The organism is Streptomyces sp. CNZ287 (assembly GCF_007827615.1).
This window is the reverse complement of the sequence record NZ_VISV01000016.1, coordinates 185344-207771: the sequence shown is the minus strand read 5'-3', so window position 1 is coordinate 207771 and position 22428 is coordinate 185344. Positions and strand designations below refer to the sequence as shown.

At 72.8% G+C, this 22428-nt stretch carries 17 protein-coding genes; 7 read left to right on the top strand and 10 right to left on the bottom strand.

The window, feature by feature from the left end:
• The 8 genes from FB457_RS26200 to FB457_RS26165 form a co-directional block, all read right to left on the bottom strand.
• On the bottom strand, positions 1–701 hold a 701-nt coding region (locus tag FB457_RS26200), incomplete at its 3' end, for a nucleotide sugar dehydrogenase (protein ID WP_145783482.1).
• 18 nt (positions 702–719) lie between these two features.
• Positions 720–2051: a hypothetical protein gene (locus tag FB457_RS26195; protein WP_047018208.1), complete on the bottom strand. Its 1332-nt coding sequence runs from the start codon at positions 2049–2051 to the stop codon at positions 720–722.
• A 14-nt stretch (positions 2052–2065) separates the two neighbouring features.
• Entirely contained in the window at positions 2066–4168 is a 2103-nt protein-coding gene (locus FB457_RS26190; protein ID WP_145783480.1) for an SGNH hydrolase domain-containing protein, read from the bottom strand.
• Positions 4169–4223: 55 nt separating this feature from the next.
• Positions 4224–6173: a glycosyltransferase family 2 protein gene (locus FB457_RS26185; protein WP_052770478.1), complete on the bottom strand. Its 1950-nt coding sequence runs from the start codon at positions 6171–6173 to the stop codon at positions 4224–4226.
• A 14-nt stretch (positions 6174–6187) separates the two neighbouring features.
• On the bottom strand, positions 6188–8209 hold the full coding sequence (locus FB457_RS26180; protein WP_145783479.1) for a hypothetical protein: 2022 nt from the start codon (positions 8207–8209) through the stop codon (positions 6188–6190).
• Complete coding sequence (locus tag FB457_RS26175; protein WP_047018205.1) at positions 8206–9738, bottom strand: bifunctional cytidylyltransferase/SDR family oxidoreductase; 1533 nt, start codon at positions 9736–9738, stop codon at positions 8206–8208. Before FB457_RS26175 ends, FB457_RS26180 begins: the two co-directional genes overlap by 4 nt.
• 131 nt (positions 9739–9869) lie before the next feature.
• The gene (locus tag FB457_RS26170; protein ID WP_486589135.1) at positions 9870–11450 is read right to left on the bottom strand and encodes a glycosyltransferase family A protein; all 1581 of its coding nucleotides are present in this window, start codon (positions 11448–11450) and stop codon (positions 9870–9872) included.
• A gap of 90 nt (positions 11451–11540) precedes the next feature.
• Positions 11541–12914 carry a cation:dicarboxylate symporter family transporter gene (locus tag FB457_RS26165; protein ID WP_047018204.1) on the bottom strand — a complete coding sequence of 458 codons (1374 nt, stop codon included), beginning with the start codon at positions 12912–12914 and terminating at the stop codon, positions 11541–11543.
• A gap of 136 nt (positions 12915–13050) precedes the next feature.
• Between FB457_RS26165 and FB457_RS26160 the strand changes: the two genes are divergently transcribed.
• The 5 genes from FB457_RS26160 (at position 13051) to FB457_RS26140 (ending at position 19366) form a co-directional block, all read left to right on the top strand.
• Positions 13051–15216 (top strand): ATP-binding protein, encoded by a 2166-nt coding sequence (locus FB457_RS26160; RefSeq protein ID WP_145783478.1) that lies wholly within the window; start codon positions 13051–13053, stop codon positions 15214–15216.
• Positions 15213–15914: a response regulator gene (locus tag FB457_RS26155; protein WP_047018202.1), complete on the top strand. Its 702-nt coding sequence runs from the start codon at positions 15213–15215 to the stop codon at positions 15912–15914. Before FB457_RS26160 ends, FB457_RS26155 begins: the two co-directional genes overlap by 4 nt.
• A 192-nt stretch (positions 15915–16106) precedes the next feature.
• Positions 16107–17447 (top strand): ABC transporter substrate-binding protein, encoded by a 1341-nt coding sequence (locus tag FB457_RS26150; RefSeq protein WP_047018201.1) that lies wholly within the window; start codon positions 16107–16109, stop codon positions 17445–17447.
• Positions 17448–17470: 23 nt separating this feature from the next.
• Positions 17471–18457, top strand: a complete 987-nt coding sequence (locus FB457_RS26145) for a carbohydrate ABC transporter permease (RefSeq protein WP_047018200.1) — start codon at positions 17471–17473, stop codon at positions 18455–18457.
• 3 nt (positions 18458–18460) lie between these two features.
• Positions 18461–19366, top strand: a complete 906-nt coding sequence (locus FB457_RS26140) for a carbohydrate ABC transporter permease (protein ID WP_047018199.1) — start codon at positions 18461–18463, stop codon at positions 19364–19366.
• Positions 19367–19511: 145 nt separating this feature from the next.
• Here the strand turns inward: FB457_RS26140 and FB457_RS26135 are convergent, their stop codons facing one another.
• The gene (locus tag FB457_RS26135) at positions 19512–20060 is read right to left on the bottom strand and encodes a lytic polysaccharide monooxygenase auxiliary activity family 9 protein (RefSeq protein WP_047018198.1); all 549 of its coding nucleotides are present in this window, start codon (positions 20058–20060) and stop codon (positions 19512–19514) included.
• Positions 20061–20330: 270 nt separating this feature from the next.
• Here FB457_RS26135 and FB457_RS26130 point away from each other — a divergent pair, with 270 nt between their 5' ends.
• Both FB457_RS26130 and FB457_RS26125 read left to right on the top strand, forming a co-directional pair.
• Positions 20331–20918: a helix-turn-helix domain-containing protein gene (locus FB457_RS26130; protein WP_047020402.1), complete on the top strand. Its 588-nt coding sequence runs from the start codon at positions 20331–20333 to the stop codon at positions 20916–20918.
• Between the two features lie 168 nt (positions 20919–21086).
• The gene (locus FB457_RS26125; RefSeq protein WP_047018197.1) at positions 21087–21620 is read left to right on the top strand and encodes a GNAT family N-acetyltransferase; all 534 of its coding nucleotides are present in this window, start codon (positions 21087–21089) and stop codon (positions 21618–21620) included.
• Here the strand turns inward: FB457_RS26125 and FB457_RS26120 are convergent.
• Entirely contained in the window at positions 21617–22354 is a 738-nt protein-coding gene (locus tag FB457_RS26120; RefSeq protein WP_486589138.1) for an oxidoreductase, read from the bottom strand. The two genes, FB457_RS26125 and FB457_RS26120, sit on opposite strands and share 4 nt — an antisense overlap.
• Positions 22355–22428: the final 74 nt, after the last annotated feature.

Genomic DNA, 22428 nt, shown 5'->3' with positions numbered 1-22428 from the left:
TCGGCCATGGCGTTGATGAACGAGATCTTCGTGGCGAGGAAGGAGTTGGCGGCCGTCTTCACCAGCTCGGCCGTGGGGTAGTCGGCGACCACGAACGGGGTGCCGTCGCCGACCGGACCCGCGTACACCTCGCGCAGCAGCTCCTCGGCGCGCTCGCTCGCCACCCCGACGACGATCCGGTCGGGGCGCAGGGTGTCCTCGACGGCGAAGCCCTCGCGCAGGAACTCCGGGTTCCAGGCCAGCTCGGCTTCCTCGCCCGCCGGGGCCAGCTCGGCCAGCCGGCGGGCCAGCCGGGCCGCGGAGCCCACCGGCACCGTCGACTTCCCGACCACCAGACAGGGGCGGTCCAGCCGCGGCGCCAGGGTGTCGATCGCGGCGTCGACGTAGCTCATGTCGCAGCCGTACTCGCCGTGCTTCTGCGGCGTGTTGACACAGACGAAGTGCACGTCGCCGAAGGCGGCCACCTCGTCCCAGTCCGTGGTGAAGCGCAACCGCCCGGTCGCGCCCTCGACCCCCGCGACGTGCGTGCGCAGCAGCTCTTCGAGACCGGGCTCGTACATCGGCACCCTGCCCGCCGAGAGCAGCTCGACCTTCTCCTTGACGACGTCCAGGCCGAGCACCTCGAAGCCCAGCTCCGCCATCGCGGCGGCGTGCGTGGCACCGAGGTAGCCGGTGCCGATCACAGTGATTCTCAACGACATCCGTGCAGGTCCTTCTGGTTATCGGCGGATACGGCGAAGGCCACGCCTGGCGGCGCTCCGCAGCGGGTTGGTGGCGCCGCCCCGGCCTCCGGCGGAGGCGTCGGCGGGCGCCGGCTCGGGCGTGGGGGCGGCCGTCCCGGTGGCGGTGGACGCGCCGGACCCGGAGGAGTTCGGTCGAGCGGCGTCCTTCGCCGCCGCGGCGGCCCTGGTGTCGGGCGCGGCCGCCTCGGCGGCGGCCCTGGTGTCGAGCGAGGACTGCGCGAGCAGCGCGCCGATGACGGCCTGCGCCGCCGCGGCCGCGGGGATCGTCGCCTCGGCCGGCGGCGCGGCCGGCGCGCTCGGCCGCTTCGCCAGCGACGCCAGGTCGCCGACGACGTTGACGCCGAGCGCGGCGATGGCGGTCGTCATCTCCCCGGCCAGCTCCGTGGCCTCGGCCACCGCCCACTCCGGGGTGGTGACACGGGCCTCGTCGCGACCGGGCTGGTACTTGTCGCGCATCCGGCGCAGCGCCCCGGCGCGTACGACCTTGCCGTGCCGCTCCACGGACCAGCCGCGGCGGTGCGACTCCTCGTTGAGGAGCCGGACCAGCTCGGCCTCGCCGTGGGTCATCGACCGGTTGTCGCGCTCGTCGTAGACGAGGAACCCGGCGGGCAGCCCGGCGAACTCCTCGAAGACGCGGAGCTGCATCTGCTGGTCGGACTCGTCCTGCACCAGGACGGTCAGGTTCTCCGGGCCGGCGGCCGCCGCCCAGCGGGCGATCAGCTGGTCGTGCCGGTGCCGACGCCAGAAGCTGGGCGTCGGCTCGATACACGGCTCCCGGTGGAACATGGCCTCCAGCCAGTCCTCGTACGACGAGCGCAGCCCGTTGCGCACGTACTGCTGCCACTGCGACGGCAGGATCTTCAGCAGCGGCCGCAGCGTGACGACCACGTGCACCCGCCCCCCGCCGCCGAGTTCCGCGACGACCTCGCGGGCGGCGTCATCGCCGGCGTTGGAGAAGTACTCGGTGCTGATGACCGTGCGCCGGTCGCCGGCCTCCTCGCACTGCCGGACCAGCCGCCGCCAGCGCTCCATGCCGGGGCGGTCGCGCTGCAGGAACACGTCCAGCTCTTCGCGTACGGGCGTGCCGGCGGGGCCCGGGAACTCCACCCCGATCTTGGCGAGCGCCGCCGCGACCGGCTGCCGCTTGCTGCCGGCGTAGACCACGTCGTACGCGGGCAGCCGGTCGCGGGCGCTGTGGAACGCGCCCTGGAGCGCGGTGGTGCCGGTCTTGTGCGGACCTATGTGGAGGAGGCGGCCGCCGCGTGGCACCGTGGGCACCAGCGACGGCGGCGTTGGCTGCGTCGGCATCAGAAGTCCTTCTCTCATCCGACGCTCTCCGGCAACTGGTCGTTCAGCCAGCCCGTGAGCGTCTGCATGTACGTCTCGGTGATGTGCTCACCGGCCCGGTAGACGATCACGTTGCCGATGACGGCCGGGCAGGTCCCGTCCGGGCAGAGCTCGGGCCCGAGGTCGATGACGTCGACCCCGGTCCGCTTCGCCGCCTCCGTGGTGACCTGCTCGTATCCCAGCCCTTCGCGCAGCGGGAACGCGCAGTCGGTGAGTTGGTCGGTGGCTCCCGACACGCACGAGGGTATGTCCTGCGGCGGGTACGGGATGTCGGCGAACGCTGTGACGTCCGCCCCGTTCTCCTTCAGCTCGCGCAGCGTGGCCGCCATCCCGTCGCGCAGGGCGGCGGTGTTGTCGTCGCCGTCGAGCTTGTCGCCGCCGCGCATGGCCGCCTGGTCGTCGCGGTTGCCGACGAGGACGAGGTCGGCCTTCTCCGCCGCGATGCGCTCGACGGCGGAAGCGCGCCAGTCGTCGCACTCGGTGTAGTCGCGCTCGTACTGCCGGTTGTAGATGGTGACCTTGGCGGGCGTGCAGGCGGACTTGGTGAGGACCAGCAGCCGCCAGCCGCGCTCCTCGGCGATGGTGATCAGCGCCGGGGAGAACTGCGCGGCGTGCGAGTCGCCGAAGAGCGCGACGGTGGTGTCCGACTTCTTGTCGCCGTAGACGCAGCCCTCGGCCTCGGTGTCGCGCTGCCCGGCGTGGCAGCCGTTGCCGTACACCGCGCCCTCGTCGGCGTCGGCGTCCTCGGGCAGCGGGCTGAGCACGGAGGCGGACTCCTGGACCTTCGTGGAGTCCTGCAGCGCGGCGGCGCCGAGGGCCTGCGACGGGTCGGCGAGCTTCATGGTCGGCACGGTGGCCCAGGTCAGCCAGCCCAGCAGGGCGCCGGCGGCGGTGCAGGCCAGGCCGAGCACGAGGCCGCGGCCCACGGGCGCCAGCGCGCGCGAGACCCGTACCGGGTTCTCCACCAGCTTGTGGGTGAGCGCGGCGGGCACCCAGCTCGCCGCGACCACGACCGCGAGCTGCGCCGTGGTGATGCCGGGCCACTTGACGGTCGCGAAGGCGACGGCCGGCCAGTGCCACAGGTACCAGGAGTACGAGATGCGACCCACGTAGCGCATCGGCGCGGTACCCAGCAGCTTCGCCCCGGCCGTGTCCTGCGCCGCGGCGCCGGCCGCGATGATCGCGGCAGCGCCCAGCACGGGCAGCGCGGCGGCGGAGCCGGGGAACGGGGTCTCGTCGGAGAAGCCGAAGGCGGCCACCGCGATGGCCGCGAGCCCGGCGAGGGCCAGCCCGCCGGCGAGCCGGCCCGGCAGCCGGCGCCAGGCGTCCGCGGGCACCAGCGCCACCAGCCCGCCGACGGCCAGCTCCCAGCCGCGGGTGAAGGTGGAGAAGTACGCGGCGCCGGCCTCCTGCTGCGTGAGGTGGACCGAGTACGCGAACGAGGCCACGGCGATGGCGCCGAGCGCGACGGCCAGCCGCGGGCGCACCGCCTTGCCGCCGCGGCGCGTGCACCACCAGCCGATGGCGATGATCAGCAGCGGCCAGACCAGGTAGAACTGCTCCTCGACCGCCAGCGACCAGAAGTGCTGTACGGGGCTGGCCTCGGCGCCGAGCGCCGAGTAGTCGACGGCGAGCGACGCCTGCTGCCAGTTGACGACGTACAGCGCGGCCGCGGCCAGGTCCTTGGCGACCGTCTTCCGTTCCACCGGCGACATCAGCAGCCACGCCAGCAGCGCGACCGCCGCCAGCACGACGGCGGTCGACGGCAGCAGCCGGCGGGCGCGGCGCGCGTAGAACCCGGTGAGGGAGATCCGCCCGCTGCGCTCCAGCTCGCGCACGAGCAGCCCGGTGATGAGGAAGCCGGAGATGACGAAGAAGACGTCCACGCCGACGTAGCCGCCGGAGATGAGCGGGACGCCGGCGTGGTAGAGCAGCACCACCCCGACGGCGACGGCCCGCAGGCCCTCGACGTCGGGGCGGAACCCCCGGCCGGGACCGGCCGCGCGCTGCGCGTCCGGCTGGGACCGGCGCTCGGTCGGATCGTGCGCTTCGAGCGCCGGGGCCTGCTGGCCGTGCATCAACCCTCCGGGTAACGGTGCTGGTGGTGTGGGGTACGCCTGCCGTGCCTTGCCGTCACCTGCGCGCGGCGAGCCGGCGCAGCACCGTGGCGATGTTCCGGCCGGCCGGCGGTCCTGCGTCGGCCGGGGCGGGCTCGGCGGGGGTGACGGGCACGGTCCAGGCGAGGCTCCCGGCGCGTACGGTCACCTGCGGCGTGTAGGCGTCGCGGTGCTTGCGGGCCTCGCGCGGGAGCCGCAGCCGGGCGCGGTACTTCCGGGTGGCGCCGGCGGCCTTGCCCGGATGGGCGACGGCGGAGGCGACCACGCCGGCCGGGCCCTCGACGTCGAGCCGCACCGCGTCCGCGGGCAGCCCGGAGACGGTGGCGTGCACGTCGACGACGAGTTCGTCGCGGCGCGTCACGGGCTGGGCGGCGACGTCGAACCGCTTGGCCGCGTGGTGCTTGATCTCGCCCATCTCCAGGGTGAGGTGGCCGGTGGAGCGGATCGCGTAGAGGGTGACGACCTGGCCGGAGCCGGCGTGCTTGGGCGCGGCGTGCATCGCCGGCTGCTTGGCGAGGTCCTGGTTGTTCCGGTCGCCGAACCGGGTGACGTTGGCGTCGCCGGAGGCCAGCGAGAGGTCCCAGAGCGCCTCGGCCAGCGGCTCGCCGCCGCCGGCGGTCGCCGGGTCGATGTCCAGCCGGAAGTCCTGGTAGCCGGCGTCGTCGCGGGGCTCGGCCACGGTGAGCGGCAGCCGGTGCTCGACGATGCCGCCGCGCTGCCTGAGCAGCATCGCCGGCGGGGCGCTCCAGCCGTCGGGCGCGGGTGCCTTGATCTTCCCGGCGAGGTGGACGACGCCGGTGGCGGGGTCCAGCTCCGCCGTGCCGACCCGGAACGGGATGGGCAGTTCGTCCGTGATGTCGTAGAACTCGTCCGGGATGCTCCTGGCCGGGTCGCGGAAGAACGGGTACCGGGCGTAGACCCGGCCGTTCTCCGTCAGGTGCTCCGCCTCCCGGTCGCCCAGCTTCCTGTGGTACTTCGACGCCGTGAGCAGATCGTCGAGGTCGCCGCGGCGCACCAGCTCCATCAGCAGCCGCTCCACCGCGGACAGCCGGGCCGCCATGCCCTCGCTGTAGTACTCGTCGAAGAGCCGCCGCATGTCCTGGAACGCCTCGCGCTGGTCCGAGGCGTTCTTCTCGCGGCGCAACTGCCGGATGGTGTGCGGCAGGTCGATGGTGTAGTGGCGGGCCAGCAGGTGGTGGCGGCGCGGGCCCTCCGGCACGTACTCGCCGACCAGCTCGAACATCGCGCGCAGGAAGCGGATCCGCGGCGCGGTGCCCTTGGTGACGGAGGTGTTGTTGCCGCCGTCGTCGCGCTTGACCCAGTACACGCAGTCGTAGTCGGCGATCACGCTGATGCCGTCGGCGTTCAGGTACGCGGCGCTGGTGAACGGCTGGTCCTGGCCGACCCGCAGCTCGGGCCGGAAGCGGAGCCGGTGCTTCTCGACCAGCTCGCGCCGGAAGAGCTTCATCGGGTTCAGCGTCCAGTACACGCGGGAGCTGAACACGTCGGTGCGGGCCAGGTTCTGGTGGTACATGGACGTCGGGGCGTTGCGGCCGTTGACGCCGATCATCTTGCCGACGACCACGTCGGTGCCGTGGGTGTCCGCCAGGCGGACCATCCGCTCCAGCGTCTCGCGGCCGATGTAGTCGTCGGCGTCGAGGAAGAACACGTAGCGGCCGGTGGCCCGCTCCAGACCCACGTTGCGAGGGCCGGCCGGGCCGCCGGAATTCTCCTGGTGGATGACGGTCAGCCCCGGGTTCCCGGCCGCGAGCCGGTCCAGTTCCGCGCCGGTGCCGTCGGTGGACCCGTCGTTGATGACGAGGATCTGGAGCCGGTCGGTACCGATGGTCTGCTCCAGCACCGAGGTGACGCTGCGGGTGATGTAGGGCATCGAGTTGTACGCGCCCGTGATCACCGTCACGTCGGGTATGGGTCCGGCCGCGGCCGTGTCCGCAGGGGTGGTCATCGTGCGGGTCTCCTTCAGACGGCGCGCTCTAGATTGCGGCGCTCGGACTTCTCCGCCAGCGCGCGCACCGCCTCGCCGAAGCGGACGACGGAGGCGGGCTCGTCGGGTCCGAGCAGGTATTCCTTCAGCTCCTCGCGCGCACCGCGCAGCGGGTCGGCCGCGGGGTCGGGGACGGCGGCGAGCAGCTCGTCGATCCTCGCGGCGCCGGGGTCGAGGATGACCGCCGCCCGTACCGCGGTGTTCTGGCGCTTGAACTCCTGCTCCCCCAGGCCCGCCGAGTCGGTCACCGCGTACGGCTTGCCGCTGGCGATGAAGTCCGACACGACGCTGGAGATGTCCGAGACCATGCCGTGCGAGGCGTTGAAGCAGTCGTACAGCCGCGGCCGGTCGCCGGTGACGACGCGGTGCTCCCACCAGCCGAAGGAGCGCCAGTAGGCGTCGTTCCACTCCTCCTTCAGCCGGGCCGCCTCCGCCTCGCGGGCCGGGTCGACCACGGCGTCGCGGGAGGTCTGCGCCTCGTCCGCGCCGTCCTCCGTGAGCCGGCCGAGCCGCTCCAACTGCGCCTCGATACGGGCCAGCTCGGCCCGCGCCGCCTCGCGCTCGCCCTGCTCGGCCGCGGCGGCGCGCACCCAGCGGGGGTCGGTGGCGCGTTCCGTCCGGGCCTGCTCGACCATGGCGACGATGCGCTCGTGGGCGGCCTTGGCGAGCGGGCTGACCATGCCGGTGAACGGGTGCGGCTTGTACAGCACACGCACCGGCGGGTCGGCGGCGAGCAGCCGGCGCACGATGTTCTCGCCGGCCAGGATGAGCGAGGTGTTGCCCGGGTCGTCGGTCCAGCCCTCCCACGTCGGCGCGTAGAGAATGGTGGGGATGCGGCCGGCGGCGGGCGCCTCGGCGGGGCGGATCGGCGCCAGTTGCGGGCGGCCGACCTCCACGATGGCGTCGTCGCGGACGCCGACGTCGGCCAGCGCGTAGCGGTCGCGCCCGGCCCGGCCCGCGGTCCACACCTCGTCGTAGACCTTGGCGTACGGGTTGATGCTGGCGACCTTGTCGCTGTCGCCGTGGCCGATGAAGACGTGCTTCATCGTGGGCACCCGCAGCAGGTGGATGTTCTTGCCGACGTTCGCCGGGTAGAGCGCGACCCGTACCGAGGCCAGGTCCATGTTCATCAGGTGCACCGCGGACGGCACGCACGCCACCGGCACGGTGGTGGAGGCCAGCCCCGGCAGCGTGTGCTGCTCGCGCACGATGAGCAGTGGCCGCTCGTCCAGCTCCTCCAGCGTCTCCAGCCACATGTTGATCTGGTACGTGGACTCCTTGGTGCCGGAGAAGTAGAGCACCAGGGTCGGCCGGTAGGCGCGCAGCCACTCGTCGAACCACTCCAGCACCGCGTCCCGCTTCGGCGGCAGCGCGCCGGGCCGCAGGTGGTACGCCACCACGAGGATGTAGAGCAGCGTCAGGCCCAGCGTCACGCCCATGCCGGCGTAGCCGTACACGCCCCGCCCGGTCTCGGCGGCGACGAGCACGCCCGTGACGGCGAAGAGGTCGAGGTGCTGGACCTTCTCGGCGGCCCGGTGGGTGAGCACCCGCGGCGCGGCGTCGGAGATGCCGAGCGGCGCCAGGTCGATGTTGCGGGTGACGACGGGCAGCTTGCGGCGGTTGCGCAGCAGCGTCAGCAGACCGCTGTGCGGCGCCTGGAGCGTCGCGATGAGGGCGAAGCAGGCGATGGCCTCGTAGCCGAGGGTGTCGCCCGTGACGCCCATCCGGGCCAGCAGCAGCACGAGCAGCAGTTGCCGCAGCATGAAGCGGAGCGTCAGGCCCGCGCGGGCCCGGGAGAGCCGGGTGAGCAGGTAGACGTTGCGGCGGTGCAGGAAGTGGTCGGAGACGTAGCTCACGGCCGCCACCGCGGCGAACGTGCCGAGGCTCGGGACCAGCGCGGCCACGAGCATCAGCGGGTACGAGACCAGCATCAGGGCGGTGGCCGCGAACTCCGCGGGGCTGCCGACCCGGACCAGGCGAAGGAGTGCTCCGGTCACCGCACACCCGCCTCTGCGCCGTCCTCGCTGCGGTCGAGCACGGCGGCCAGCGCGCGGTCCACGCGCGAGCCGCGGGTCGGATCCTGCTGTCGTACGTCGATGACGTGGCCGGTCATCTCCGAGAGCAGCACGTCGAGGGAGGTGCGGGCCACGGCCTCGGAGGCCAGCAGCGAACCGGCGGGCTCCTCGCCGAACGCCTTGGTGCGCATCGGGGTGGCGGTGCGCTCGGGGTTGATGCAGTTGACGCGGACGCCGTCGCCGGCCCACTCGTCGGCGAGCGCCTGGGTGAGGTTGACGACGGCGGCCTTGGTGGAGGAGTAGAGGCTGTACTCGGCGCGGCCGCGGGTGTAGCTGCTGGAGGTGTAGAGCAGGAGCTGGCCGCGGGTCTCGGCCAGGTACTTGTGGGCGATCCTGGCTATCTGCACCGGGGCGAGGTAGTTGACGCGCAGGGCCTCTTCGAGGGCGGCGTCGTCGGTCTCGGCGAGCCGGCCGATGCGCAGCACGCCGGCGGTGTTGACGACGTAGTCGACGCGGCCGGTCTCGTCGTAGGCGCGGCGCAGCGCCGCCTCGATGTCGGCGGGGTTCTCCACGTGGGTGCCGGTGGTGGAGCGGCCGAGCGGGTAGACGTGGGCGCCGTAGCCGCGGGCCAGCTCGCAGATGTCGCCGCCGATGCCGTACGAGCCGCCGAAGACGACGAGCGTGCGGCCCTCCAGCAGGCGGCGGTGGGCCTCCTCGTCGCTGTGCTCGGGGGCGGAGGTGGAGGCGAGCTGGAAGAGCTTGTCGGCGATGAAGACGTCGACGGGGTGGGTGACCTTCATGTTGTACTCGTCGCCCGCGACCACGTGGATCGGCACGTCCGGCAGGTACTTCAGCACCACCGAGCAGTCGTCGGTGGCCTGGAAGTTCGGGTCGCCCGCGGCCACCTCGTACGCCCGCCGGATGGTGGAGAGCTTGAACGCCTGCGGGGTCTGCCCGCGGCGCAGCCGGGAGCGGTCGGGGATGTCGGTGATGAACTCGCCGTCCTCGCCGTGGCGCCGGGTGACGATGATCGTGTCGGCGGAGGGGATGGCGACGTCCACGGCCTGGTAGCGCTCCAGGGCGGTGACGCAGTCGGCGATGACGCGGGCCGACAGCAGGGGGCGTACGGCGTCGTGGAAGAGGACGTTCGCGTCCTCGCCCTCGGCGAGGCCCGCGCCGATCTCGGCGATGGCGCGCTCGGTGGTCTCGTTGCGGGTGCCGCCGCCCTCCAGCACGCGGCGGACCTTCGCCAGCCCGGCCTTGGCGACGATCCGCTCGACGTCCTCGACGTAGCCGGGGGCCATGAGGACCAGGATCTCGTCGACGCTGTCGGCCTGCTCGAAGACCGTGAGCGTGTGCTCGATGACGGTCTTCCCGGCTATCTTCAGCAGTTGCTTGGGTATGGAGAGCCCCACGCGCTGCCCCGTACCGCCCGCAAGTACCACGGCGGTGGTTCGGATGGCCTGGCCTGACGTACTCTCTGTCGGCTCCGTGGGGGCGCCTGTCGACACTGCTGCTCCTGGTGGTGATCGTGAGCGTCAGCCGAATTCGGGGTGAATTCGGCTCGACTGGAAGACATCCGAATGATGCGCAAAGTTGTACCCGGTTACGAGCTGAGCACGAGATCGTCACCTCCCCGTGATCAGGAAGCCGGGTTGACCGCCCCCCGGCTGCCCCGGGCGAGCCATCCGAGCAGCGCCCGCGCGGGGTTCGCGCTCTCCACCCGTACGGCCTGCAAAGGCAGCTCCGACCTGCTGTTTCCCGCGATCCGCAGGGCGAGGTGCCAGGTGCCGGGCTGGGGCAGCCGGATACGGGCCGTGAACGCCGGCTTGCCGCCCGTGCCGGAGGCGGATGTGGCGGTGTTCACATGCTCGTTGGCGGGTGCGGGGACGGCGACCGTGACCGTACGCCCGTCGCTCTCGCGGGTCGCCGTCAGCTCCAGCGCCACCGCGGGCAGCCGGACGCGGCGCCGGCCGCGGACCGATAACACCCGGGAGTCCCGGCGGTCCTGGGCGACGGTGACGGACCCGGGCCGGATGAAGGAGCGGGCGCCGACCTGGCGGGTGACGTCGAAGACGTCGTCGGGCAGGCCGAGGCGGGCGTCGCGGAAGCACGGGTAGTGGGCGAAGACCCGGCCGCCCTCGACGGTGAAGTCGGCGGGGGCCAGCCAGCGCACCGGCCTGGCGCCGCCCGCGCGGTCGAGCGCGTCGCGGCGCTTGCCGATGTACCGGACGACCGCCACCGCCTCGTCGTACAGCCCGCGGCGCACCAGTTCGCCCTGGAGCCGCACGATCGCCGGGAGCCTGGCGATCGCCGTCTCGCTGTACCAGCGGGCGACGGGCTCGTGCAGCGCGGCGAACATCCGGCGGGAGCGCTCCGGGTCCTTCTCGCGCTGCACGCCGCGCAGGGCGCGCTGGAGGTTGACCCCGAAGAGGCGGGTGAGGAGGTGGTCGCGGCGGGGGCCCGCGGGGGTGTGCTCGCCGACGAGGGCGAACATCGCGGCGAGCGTGCCGGAGCCGCCGGGGCTGCCCGGGCCGCCGTGGCCGGTGCCGGGGGTCTTGCGGACGGTGGTGGTGAGGTTGCCGCCGTCGTCGCGGAGCACGTAGTACACGCAGTCGTACGAGGCGAGCACGGAGATCTTCGCGGCGTGCAGGTACGCCTTGGTCACGAAGATCTGGTCCTCGCCGGTGCGCAGTTCCTCGGGGAAGCGCAGCCCGTGCCGCTCGATCAGCTCGCGGCGGAAGAGCTTCATGGGGTTGAGCACCCAGAAGACCCGGGAGCTGTAGAGGTCGGCGTCGGGCTGGTCGCGCTTGAACATCGACGTCGGCGGCTTCCGCCCGCCGACGCCGACGAGCTTGCCGACGACGACGTCCGAGCCGTTCTCGTCGGCCATGGCGGACATCCGCTGGAGCGCCTCGGGGCCCAGGTAGTCGTCGGCGTCGAGGAAGAACACGTACCGGCCGCGGGCCAGCGCGATACCGGCGTTGCGGGGGGCCGCGGGGCCGCCGGAGTTCTCCTGGTGCACGACGCGGACCCGCCCCGGGTGCAGCCGGGCGAAGCGGTCCAGCTCCTCGCCGGTGCCGTCGGTCGAGCCGTCGTCGACCGCGACGATCTCGACCGCCTCCGGCGGCAGGCTCTGCCCGAGCACCGATTCGACGCACCTGGTCAGGTACGGCATGGCGTTGTACGCGGCGATGACCACGCTGACGTGCGGCTGCTCCACTGGCCCCCCAGCCCGTTCTCGATGTCGTCCAAGGAGACCGGCCCGGGGGGCGAATGGTTGTCCTGTGTTTCCGTATTCGTAACGGGTTATTCAGACCTTGACGGGCTGCGACCCGGGCTTCAGCGGCGTGTCCGCGGGCTCTTCCGGCTGCTCCGCCGGCGCGGGCGCGTGGTCGTCCACCAGGGTCGCCTCGTCGAACGGCACCCGGCCGGCGAGGACCTGCTCGACGCGGTCCCTGTCGATCTCCTTGGTCCAGGTGCCGATGAGGACCGTGGCCACGGCGTTGCCCGCGAAGTTGGTCAGCGCCCGGGCCTCGCTCATGAACCGGTCGATGCCGACGATCAGGCCGACGCCGTCGACCAGTTCCGGCCGGTGCGACTGGAGCCCGCCGGCCAGGGTCGCCAGGCCGGCGCCGGTGACGCCGGCGGCGCCCTTGGAGGCGACGATCATGAAGACGAGCAGCGAGATCTGCTGGCCGATGGTGAGCGGGTCGCCCATCGCCTCGGCGATGAAGAGCGAGGCCATGGTGAGGTAGATGGCGGTGCCGTCGAGGTTGAAGGAGTAGCCGGTCGGCACGGTGATGCCGACGACGGGCTTGGAGACCCCGAGGTGCTCCATCTTCGCGATCAGCCGCGGCAGCGCCGACTCCGAGGAGGAGGTGGAGACGATCAGCAGGAACTCCCGGGCCAGGTACTTCAGCAGCCGGAAGATGTTGATACCGGTGAAGAACTTCAGCACGAGGCCGAGCACCACGAAGACGAAGAGCGCGCAGGTGGCGTAGAAGCCGATCATGATCATGGCCAGCGACTTCAGCGCGTCCACGCCGGTCTCGCCGACGACCGCGGCGATGGCGCCGAACGCGCCCACCGGGGCCACCCACATGATCATCGCGAGCACCCGGAAGACCAGCCGCTGGATGTGCCCGATCCCGGTCAGCACCGGCTCCCCGACCCGGCCCATGGCCTGCAGCGCGAAGCCGACGAGCAGCGCCACGAAGAGCGTCTGCAGCACCTCGCCCTCGGTGAACGCGGAGACCATGGTGTGCGGGATGATCCCGAGCAGGAACTCGGTGGTCGACTCCGCGTCGCCCGCGGCGGCCTGGTCGGCGCCCACGCTGCGGGTCTCGTCGGTGATGTGCAGGCCGTCGCCGGGCTGCACGATGTTGCCGACGACCAGGCCGATGGCCAGCGCGGCGGTGGACATCACCAGGAAGTAGCCGAGCGCCAGCCCGCCGACCGCGCCGACCTTGGCGGCTTTGCGGACCGAGCCGATGCCCAGCACGATCGTGCAGAAGATGATCGGCGAGATCATCATCTTGATCAGGTTGACGAAGCCCTCGCCGATCGGCTTGAGCTCCACGGCCGCGTCCGGCGCGGCGAAGCCGACGAGGACGCCGGCGAGTACGGCGACGATGACGGCGAGGTAGAGATAATGGGTGCGGTCCCGCTTCACGCGGCCCGCCACGGGGGTGGGTGCAGCCACGTCGCTGCCTCCTCACGGCTCGGTGTCCCTGCGGTCCCGGTGACTATGTCGGCCGCCGCGGACGGCGTCACCGTTGCGTTCATTTCGTTCACGTGACCGGTCCGGCGACACTGGAGCCATGCGCCTCCCCCGTCCCCGCAGCCTGGCCGGCCAGCTCTTCGCGATGCAGGTCGTGCTGGTCACGCTCATGGTGGCCGGGGCGGCGATCTTCATGTACGTGACGGCGCACGACCGCGCGGAGGAGGCGGCGGCCCGGCAGGCGGAGTCCACGGCGCGTTCGGTGGCGGCGGCGCCGGGGGTCGCCGAGGCGATCACCGGCGGCGGGACCCCGTCCGGCGTCCTGCAGCCGTACACCGAGCGCGCCCGGCGGGACACGGCGGTGACGTTCATCACGATCATGGCCCCGGACGGCACCCGCTACACCCACCCCAACCCGGACGTGATCGGCGAGGCGTTCCTCGGCCACACCGCCCGCGCGCTGCGCGGCGAGACCTTCACGGAGACGTACACCGGCACGCTCGGCCCGTCGCTGCGCGTGGTCACGCCGGTACGGGCGGACGACGGGCGGATCGTCGGGCTGGTGAGCGCGGGGATCACGGTCAAGACGATCAGCGACGAGGTGCGGCGGCAGCTCATGCCCGTGCTGTACGTCGCCGCGGGCGCGCTGGCGCTGGCGGGGCTCGCCACGTACCTCATCAACGCGCGGCTGCGGCGGCACACGCACGGCATGAACGCCGGTGAGCTGAGCCGGCTGCACGACTACCACCAGGCGACGCTGCACGCGGTCCGCGAGGGCCTGCTGATGCTCGACGGCACCGGGCGGATCGCGCTCGTCAACGACGGCGCGCGGGAGCTGCTCGGCATGGGTCCCGGCGGCGAGGTCGTGGGCCGCCCGGTCGCGGACCTCGGGCTGCCGGCGCCGCTCACGGAGGCGCTGCTGTCGCCGGGGCCGCGGGTCGACGAGGTGCACCTGACCCGGGACCGGACGGTGGTCGTCAACACCTCGCCGGTCACGGGCGGCGAGCACCGCGGCACGGTCGTCACGCTGCGGGACGTCACGGAGCTGCAGACGCTGACGGGCGAGCTGGACTCGGCACGGGGCTTCGCGGAGGCACTGCGCTCGCAGGCGCACGAGTCGGCGAACCGGCTGCACGCGGTGGTCTCGCTGATCGAGCTGGGGCGGACGGAACAGGCGGTGGAGTTCGCCACGGCGGAGCTGGAGCTGGCGCAGACGCTGACGGACCGGGTGACGGGCGCGGTGACGGAACCGGTGCTCGCGGCGCTGCTGCTGGGGAAGGCCGCGCAGGCGAACGAGCAGGGGGTGGAGCTGGTGCTGAGCCCGGACAGCCGCATCGACGACGGCGTGCTCCCGCCGACGCTGCCGCCCCGGGACCTGGTGACGGTGCTGGGCAACCTGATCGACAACGCGGTGGACGCGGCGGCGGAGGGCGCGAGGACCCGGACGGCGTCCGGGACACGGGACACGGCGCAGCCGCAGGTACGGGTCACGGCGCTGGCGGCGGACGGGGAGCTGCTGCTGCGGGTGGCGGACGACGGCCCGGGGGTGGACCCGAGCCGCGCGGAGGAGGTCTTCGCCCGCGGCTGGACCACGAAACGCGCGGGTCCCGCAGGACGCGGCCTGGGCCTGGCCCTGGTCCGCCAGGCCGCCCGCCGCCACGGCGGCGAGGCGACGCTCACCGGCGCGGAGGCCGGCGGCGCGGAGTTCACCGTCCGCCTCCCGCTGGGCCCGCTGGGCGCCCCGGCTCCGGAAACCGGGTGGCCGCAGAGGGGAACGGCGAAGGCGGCGGCGGAGCCGCTGAGCGGACCGGGGCCGGAAGCCGGGGACCCGCGGGGCGGGCCGGCGCCGGGAGCCGGAGCGGCCCCGGGCGAGCCGGTCACAGCAGCCCCGGCGGCCGGGGGCGGGCCCGCCGCGGAAACCGCGGCGCAGCCGCGAGACCCCGCCGACGGCGGCTCCGCCGCGTCGGCGCCCCGAGTCCCCGCGGCGCGCAACCCTGCCGACGACGGTCCGCGCCGGCACCGGCCGACCGGACCCGCCGGCTCTCCCACCGCACCCCGGAGTCCGGTCCCGGGCACGCCCACCGCACAGCCGGATCCCGGCGGCTCCGCTTCGGGCCCCCACCGCCCCGCGTGCCCCTCCACTCCCTCCGCACCCGCCCGGCCCGCGAACCCGCCCGACTCACCCGCGCGTTCGGCTCCCCGGACCCGCGCCGGCCACCCGTGCCCCCGCCGCCCCGCCGACGCCGACCGCCCGGGGGACCGGTGACCGCCCCCGGGCGCTCCGCGCCCATCCGGGTGCTCGTCGTCGAGGACGATCCCGTCGCCGCCGACGCGCACCGGCTCTACGTCGAGCGCGTGCCCGGCTTCGCCGTCGCCGGGGCGGCGCGGTCGCGTGCCGAGGCGGTCCGGGTCCTCGACCAGGTGCCCGTCGACCTGATCCTCCTCGACCTCTACCTCCCCGACGGCCACGGCCTCGCCCTGCTCCGCTCGTTGCGTACCGCGGGGCACGCCGCCGACGTCATCGCCGTCACCTCCGCCCGCGACCTCGCCGTGGTCCGCGAGGGGGTGTCCCTCGGCGTCGTGCAGTACGTGCTGAAGCCGTTCGCCTTCGCCACCCTGCGCGACCGGCTCGTCCGCTACGCCGAGTTCCACGCCGCCGTCGGCGAGGCCGGCGGCCAGGACGAGGTGGACCGCGCGCTCGCCGCGCTCCGCGCCCCGGCGCAGGCCGCGCTCCCCAAAGGGCTGTCGGGCCCCACCCTCGCCGCCGTCACCGACGCCCTGCGCCGGGCGGGCGACGACGGCCTCACGGCCACCGCCGCCGGCGAGGCCACCGGCACGTCGCGCATCACCGCCCGCCGCTACCTGGAGCATCTGGCGGAGGCCGGCCACGCCGTCCGCGCCCCGCAGTACGGCCAAGTGGGCCGCCCCGAGCTGCGCTACCGCTGGTCCGGCTCCCGCCCCTGACGTCCCGTCACGCGGCTCCACGCGAAAGCTTCCGGCCCGCCGGCGGCTGGAATCAGTCGGTACAACAACGTTGTCACCGATACGGGACAGCCCTTGTCAGAAGGATTGACCGGACATCCGGACAGCCGTACTTTCTCCGCATCCTCGCCCGAGCCGCAGGGAGGTCCCGCCGTGCACCGCCCCGTTTCCCCCATGCTCGCCACCGCGCTCACCGCCGTCCTCGCCGCCACCGCGCTCTCCGCCTGCGGAGACTCCGGCAGCGATCCGGACACGGTCAGAGTCCAGTTCAAGAAGTCCACCGACGCCAAGAACAAGATCTTCGACCGCGAGATCGAGGCGGTGAAGAAGGAGTTCGAGGAGAAGTTCCCCGGCAAGAAGGTCGAACTGATCCCCGTTCAAGTGCCGGACGAGCAGTACTACACCAAGGTCCAGCAGATGCTGCGGTCCCCCAAGACCGCCCCCGACCTGGTCTACGAGGACACCTTCCTCATCAACTCCGATATCGCCGCGGGGCTTCTCACCCCCCTCGACGACTACCTCAAGGACTGGAAGGACTGGGGCCAGTACATCGACACGGCGAAGACCGCCGCGCAGGGCCAGGACGGCAAGACGTACGGCGTCCCCGACGGCACCGACACCCGCGGGCTCTGGTACAACAAGGAGCTCTTCGCCGAGGCCGGACTCCCCACCGACTGGCAGCCGAAGACCTGGGACGACGTCCTGGACGCCGCCCGCACCATCAAGCGCGAGCTGCCCGGCGTCATCCCGCTGAACGTCTACACCGGCAAGCCCGCGGGCGAGGCGTCGTCCATGCAGGGCTTCGAGATGCTGCTGTACGGCACGGGCGAGGACCCGCTGTACGACCCGGGGTCGAAGAAGTGGGTCGCCGGCAGCCAGGGCTTCACCGACGCCCTCGACTTCGTGCACACCGTCTACAACGACGGCCTCGGCCCCGACCCGCAGGACGCCCTCGACCCCAACGTCGGCACCAAGGTCGGCACCGAGTGGCTGCCCGAGGGCAAGCTCGCCATCGACCTCGACGGCTCCTGGATGTCGAACAACTGGCTGGAGACCGGCCCCAAGCCGTGGCCGGAGTGGACCGAGGTGCTCGGCCAGGCCGCCATGCCCACCCAGAACGGCCAGGCGCCGGGACGGGTCAGCATGTCCGGCGGCTGGGCCTGGTCCATCCCCGCCAAGGCCAACAACCCCGACCTGGCCTTCGAGTTCATGAAGGTCGCCCAGTCGCGGAAGAACAACACCCGGCTGACCATCGCCAACGGCCAGATCGCCGTCCGCGAGGACGTCGCCGCCGACCCGGAGTACCAGGCGTACGTCCCGGGCGTCGAGTTCTTCACCGGCCTGGTCGAGGACACCCACTACCGCCCGGCGCTCCCGGTCTACCCGCAGGTCTCCACCGCCATCCAGGAGGCCATGGAGCAGGTGACCACCGGCGACGCCTCCGCCGAGGAGGCCGCCAAGGGCTATGACGAACAGCTCGATTCGATCACCGACGGCGAGGTGGTCGAGAAGTAGCCGCCCGAGCAGCCCGAGAGGCCATGGTGAGCAAGCACACCCCCGCCCCCGCCGGGCCGCGGGACGCCGCCGCCGGAGCGGCGCGCGTCCCCGGCCAGGCGGGCGGCGGCCGCCGCACCGGACCACGGAAACACCCGCAGCCGCCCAGCTCCGTGCTGCGCGCACTGCTGCGGGCGCTGCCCGTGGGTCCTTCCGTCGTCCTGATGCTGCTGTTCCTGGCGGGCCCGATCGCCTACTGCGTGTGGATCGCCTTCACCGACCTGCAGTTGTCGGGCCAGGCCGAGTCGTCGTTCGTCGGCCTGGAGAACTTCCGCACCGCCTTCGACGACGAGGGCTTCGTCAACGCCGTCTGGCTGACGCTGGTGTTCACGATCCTGTCGTCGATCGTCGGCCAGAACACGCTCGGCCTCGCGCTCGCGTCGCTGATGCAGCGGGCCTCGAAGACGGTACGCACCGTCACCGGGGCCATCGTCATCACCGCCTGGGTGGTGCCCGAGGTCGTCGCGGGCTTCCTGCTCTACGCCTTCTTCCGCCGCGAGGGCACGCTCAACTCCGTGCTGGACTGGCTCCATCTGCCCGGCCAGAACTGGCTGTACACGCTGCCGATCCTGGCCGTGTCGTTCGCCAACATCTGGCGCGGCACCGCGTTCTCGATGCTCGTCTACTCCGCCGCGCTCTCCGAGATCCCGAAGGAGATCACGGAGGCTGCGGAGGTGGACGGCGCGGGCGGCTGGCGGAAGCTGTGGCACGTGACGCTGCCGATGATCCGGCGCTCGATCGCCACCAACCTGATGCTCAACACCCTGCAGACCCTCTCGGTCTTCGGGCTGATCTGGGCGATGACCCGCGGCGGCCCGGGCGACCGCAGCCAGACGCTGCCGCTGTTCATGTACGAGCAGGCGTTCAAGAACAACCTGCTCGGCTACGGCACGGCGGTGGCCCTGCTCCTGCTGCTGGTGGGCGCCCTGTTCTCGCTGGTGTACATGCGGATGCTGCGTACGGAGGTATGAGCGATGCCCACGTCCACGCTCACCCGCGGCACCCCGCCGCCCGGCCCTCCGGCACCCCGCAGGCGCGGCCCGCGCCGGGGGCCCGGCGCGCGCCGGAGCAGCCGGCGGCTGGCGGCCGACCTGTGCCTGCTGCTGGCGGCGCTGGCGTTCGTGCTGCCGCTGGCCTGGCTGCTCTTCTCGTCCGTCGACGCGGACTCGGGCCTCACCGCCCGGCCGCCCACGGACGTCACCTGGGACAACTTCGACGCGGTGATGACCACGGACATCACCTTCCGCCCGCTGCTCAACAGCCTGATCCTGTGCGGTTCGGCGACGGCCATCACGGTCGTCGCGGCGGCGCTGGCGGCGTACCCGCTCTCGCGCTACAGCTCACGGCTGAACCGCCCGTTCATGCTGACGATCCTCTTCACCACCAGCCTGCCGATCACCGCCATCATGGTGCCGGTCTACGGCCTCTTCGTGCAGATCAACCTCATCGACACGATGTCCGGCACGGCGTTCTTCCTGGCCAGCTCGCAACTGCCGTTCGCGATCTGGCTGATGAAGAACTTCATGGACGGGGTGCCGAAGGTGCTGGAGGAGGCGGCCTGGACGGACGGCGCGTCGTCGATGCAGGCGCTGGTGCGGGTCATCCTGCCGCTGATGGGCCCGGGCGTCGTGGTGGTGACGGTCTTTTCTTTCATCATGATGTGGGGGAACTTCTTCGTCCCCTTCATGCTGCTGCTCAGCCCGGACCAGATGCCCGCCTCCGTCTCGATCTTCGAGCTCTTCGGCAACATGGGCTCCGTGGTCTACGGGGAGCTGGCCGCCTTCTCGATCCTCTACTCGGCGCCCGCGGTGCTGCTGTACGTGCTCATCGCCCGCCGCCTCGGCGGCGGCTTCGCCCTGGGCGGTGCGGTGAAGGGCTGACAGTGCGGTGCGGGGTGCGGTGAAGGGCGGACCGGGGCCTGGCCCGCCCTCCACCGCCGCCCGCGGCGGCCGCGCGACGCGCCCGGCGGAAAACCCCGCCGGGCGCGCCCCGTACGGCCACGGGGACGGACCTGCGCGGCGGGCGTCAGCCGCCGATGTTGACGTCGATGCAGGCGTAGAAGGCGTTCCCGGTGTCGGCGACGTTCCACACGGCGAGCACCTTCTGCTTGCCGGTGATCCCGCCGAAGTTCACGGAGTGGCTGAACTCGGCCGGCGGCTGGGCGCCGCCGTCGTCGAACTCCGCGACCTTCTGGCCGCCGACGAAGTACTGCCAGGTGCTGGTGCTGTGCCGGGCAGTGATCTTCCAGTTGAACGTCGTGGTGCTGCCGACGTCCGTGACCTTCCAGCCCTTGCCGTCGTCGTCCAGCTCGGCGAAGCCCTGGTTGCCGCCGCTGCAGCTCGTCAGGCCCTTCGGCCCCTCGACGCTCTGCGGCTCGTACTTGATGGCGCCGCACTCGACGACACCCTTCGCACACTGCTCCTGGCGGCTCGGCGGGTTGGTGATCCAGCCGTGCGCGTTCGCCTGCTGGGTGGGCAGGGCGAGGAGCAGCAGCGGGGCCACGCCGGCGCCGACGAAGGCGGCACGGGTGGCGCCGGCGGCGCGTTTGCGGGCAGGCTTGGTGCTGCGGTGCATACAACACTCCTTGCGTGGGGGGTAATTGGTCTAGACTTTAGCCATTGGCCGTCCACCGTCAACCCCTCCGGCCCCACCCGTATCCCGGTGCAGCTTCGGCGGAACGCACGGTTGATAACGGGGTGCGCCACTACCTACGGTGACGGTGTGACGACACAGGTGCCCGGCCCCGGCGCCGGCCCGCCGGAACATCCGCCGCCCTTCGACCCCGCGGCGGCCCGCCGATTACGCCGCGCCCTGGGCCTGGGTCACGACCACGTCGCGTACGGCATGCGCGCCGCGTACGGCCTGGCCGTACCCGCCGCCGCGGTCGCCGACTGGGAGAAGGGCCACGCCCGCCCCACCCGCGTCGAACTCGACGCCCTGGCAGGCGCCCTGTGGTGCACGCCGGCCGACCTGATGGACTCCCCCACCTCGCTCCACGCCCACCGCCGCGCCCACGGCCTGCCCCTGGACGACGTGGCCCGCCACATCGGCATGGACCCCGCCACGTACCTCAGCGCGGAGCGCACCGGCCGCTGGCCCGGCACCGAGTCCCAGGCCACCCGGCTCGCCCACCTCCTCCGCCTCCCGCTGCCCGACCTGCTGGACCTCACCGGCCGCAGCGAACCCCTGGCCCGCCACCTCCGCGACGCCGCCACCACCCGCTGGCAGCCCCAGGTCCGCCCGGTGGCCCGCCTCACCCGCTTGCCCCGCCGCCCTCTGGAACGCGCCCTGAGCACCCTCCACGAGGAGTACCAGACCCGCAGCGCCGCGGCCCGCAACTGGGGCGAGGACCCCCCGCCGGAATCCGCGGCGGGAGTGACGACGTACCTGCAGCAGGTGCTCCCCCGCTTCTGGGAACTCCTCCGCAGCTGACGGCGGCCGGCACGACCGCCTCCGGCCGCCGGACCTCGCGGGGAGGCCCCGCGGCCCCGGCGTGGCGTAGCCTCAGCGGGACGGCCGGGGTCTGCGCCGCGGGCGCCGGACCGGGCCGACCGCCCTCCTTCCGCATCCGCATCCCCGGGGGTTCCGACGGACACCGAACTGACCGCCGTCGCCGGAGAGACCCTCAGGACCGCGCGGCTCGACCTGCTGCCGCTCCGCGTCGAGCACGCCGACGAGATGGCGGGGGTACTCTCCGACCCCGCGCTCTATGCGTTCACCGGCGGCTCGCCGCCCGCGCTCGGCGAACTGCGGGCGCGCTACGCGCGGTTGGCCGCCGGCGCGCCCGGCGGCGGGACCGTGTGGGGGAACTGGGTGCTGCGGGTACGGGCGGACGGAGGGCTCTGCGGATACGTACAGGTGACGATCCGGGAGGAGGTCGCCGAGGTCGCCTGGGTGGTGGGGACGCCGTGGCAGGGCCGCGGCTACGCGGGTGAGGCCGCCCGGGGGCTCGTCGCGCGGCTGCGGAGGCTGCCGTTGCGCGCCGTCGTCGCGCACGTCCACCCCGGCCACCGCGCCTCCGCCGCCGTCGCGGCGTCGGCGGGCCTGGTGCGTACGGACCTCGTCCAGGACGACGAGGCCGTCTGGCGGCTCGACCTCACCTCACCGCCACCGCCACCGGCCGACGCCGGCTAGCGGCCGATCACGTCCAGCTCCGCCATGTCCGCCCCGGAGAGGGCGAGTCCGGCCCCCGCGGTGTTCTCGCGCAGGTGGGTCACCGACGACGTACCGGGAATGAGCAGGATGTTCGGCGACCGCCGCAGCAGCCACGCCAGCGCGACCGCCATCGGCGTCGCGTCCAGCCGTGCGGCGACGGCGGAGAGCGCCGTGGACTGCAGCCGGGTGAAGCCGCCGAGGGGGAAGAAGGGCACGTAGGCGATGCCCTGGGCGGCGAGCTCGTCGATGAGGTCGTCGTCCTGGCGGTGGGCGAGGTTGTACATGTTCTGTACGCACACCACGGGCGCGATCGACCGGGCCTCGGCGACCTGCTCGGGCGTCGCGTTGCTCACCCCGAGGTGCCGGATCAGGCCCTGCCGCCGCAGCTCCGCCAGCGTCTCGAACGCCTCGGCGAGCGAACCGGGCCCGGGCCCCTGCGCGTCGCCGAGGCGGAGGTTGACCACGTCGAGGGCGTCGAGGCCGAGGTCGTCCAGGTTCTCGCGGACGGCCGCGCGCAGTTCCCCGGGGCGCCGGGCCGGCGGCCAGCCGCCCTGCGCGTCGCGGGTCCCCCCGACCTTGGTCACGATGTGCAGGGACGCGGGGTAGGGGTGCAGGGCCTCGCGGATGAGCTGATTGGTGACGCGCGGCCCGTACGCGCCGGCGGTGTCGATGTGGGTGATCCCGAGGGCCACCGCCTCGTCGACGCGGTACATGTGCAGGGCGACGACGTAGATCTCGGGTCTCAGCTCCACCGGAAACGTGTCGAGGATCCGGTACGCCTCCTGCT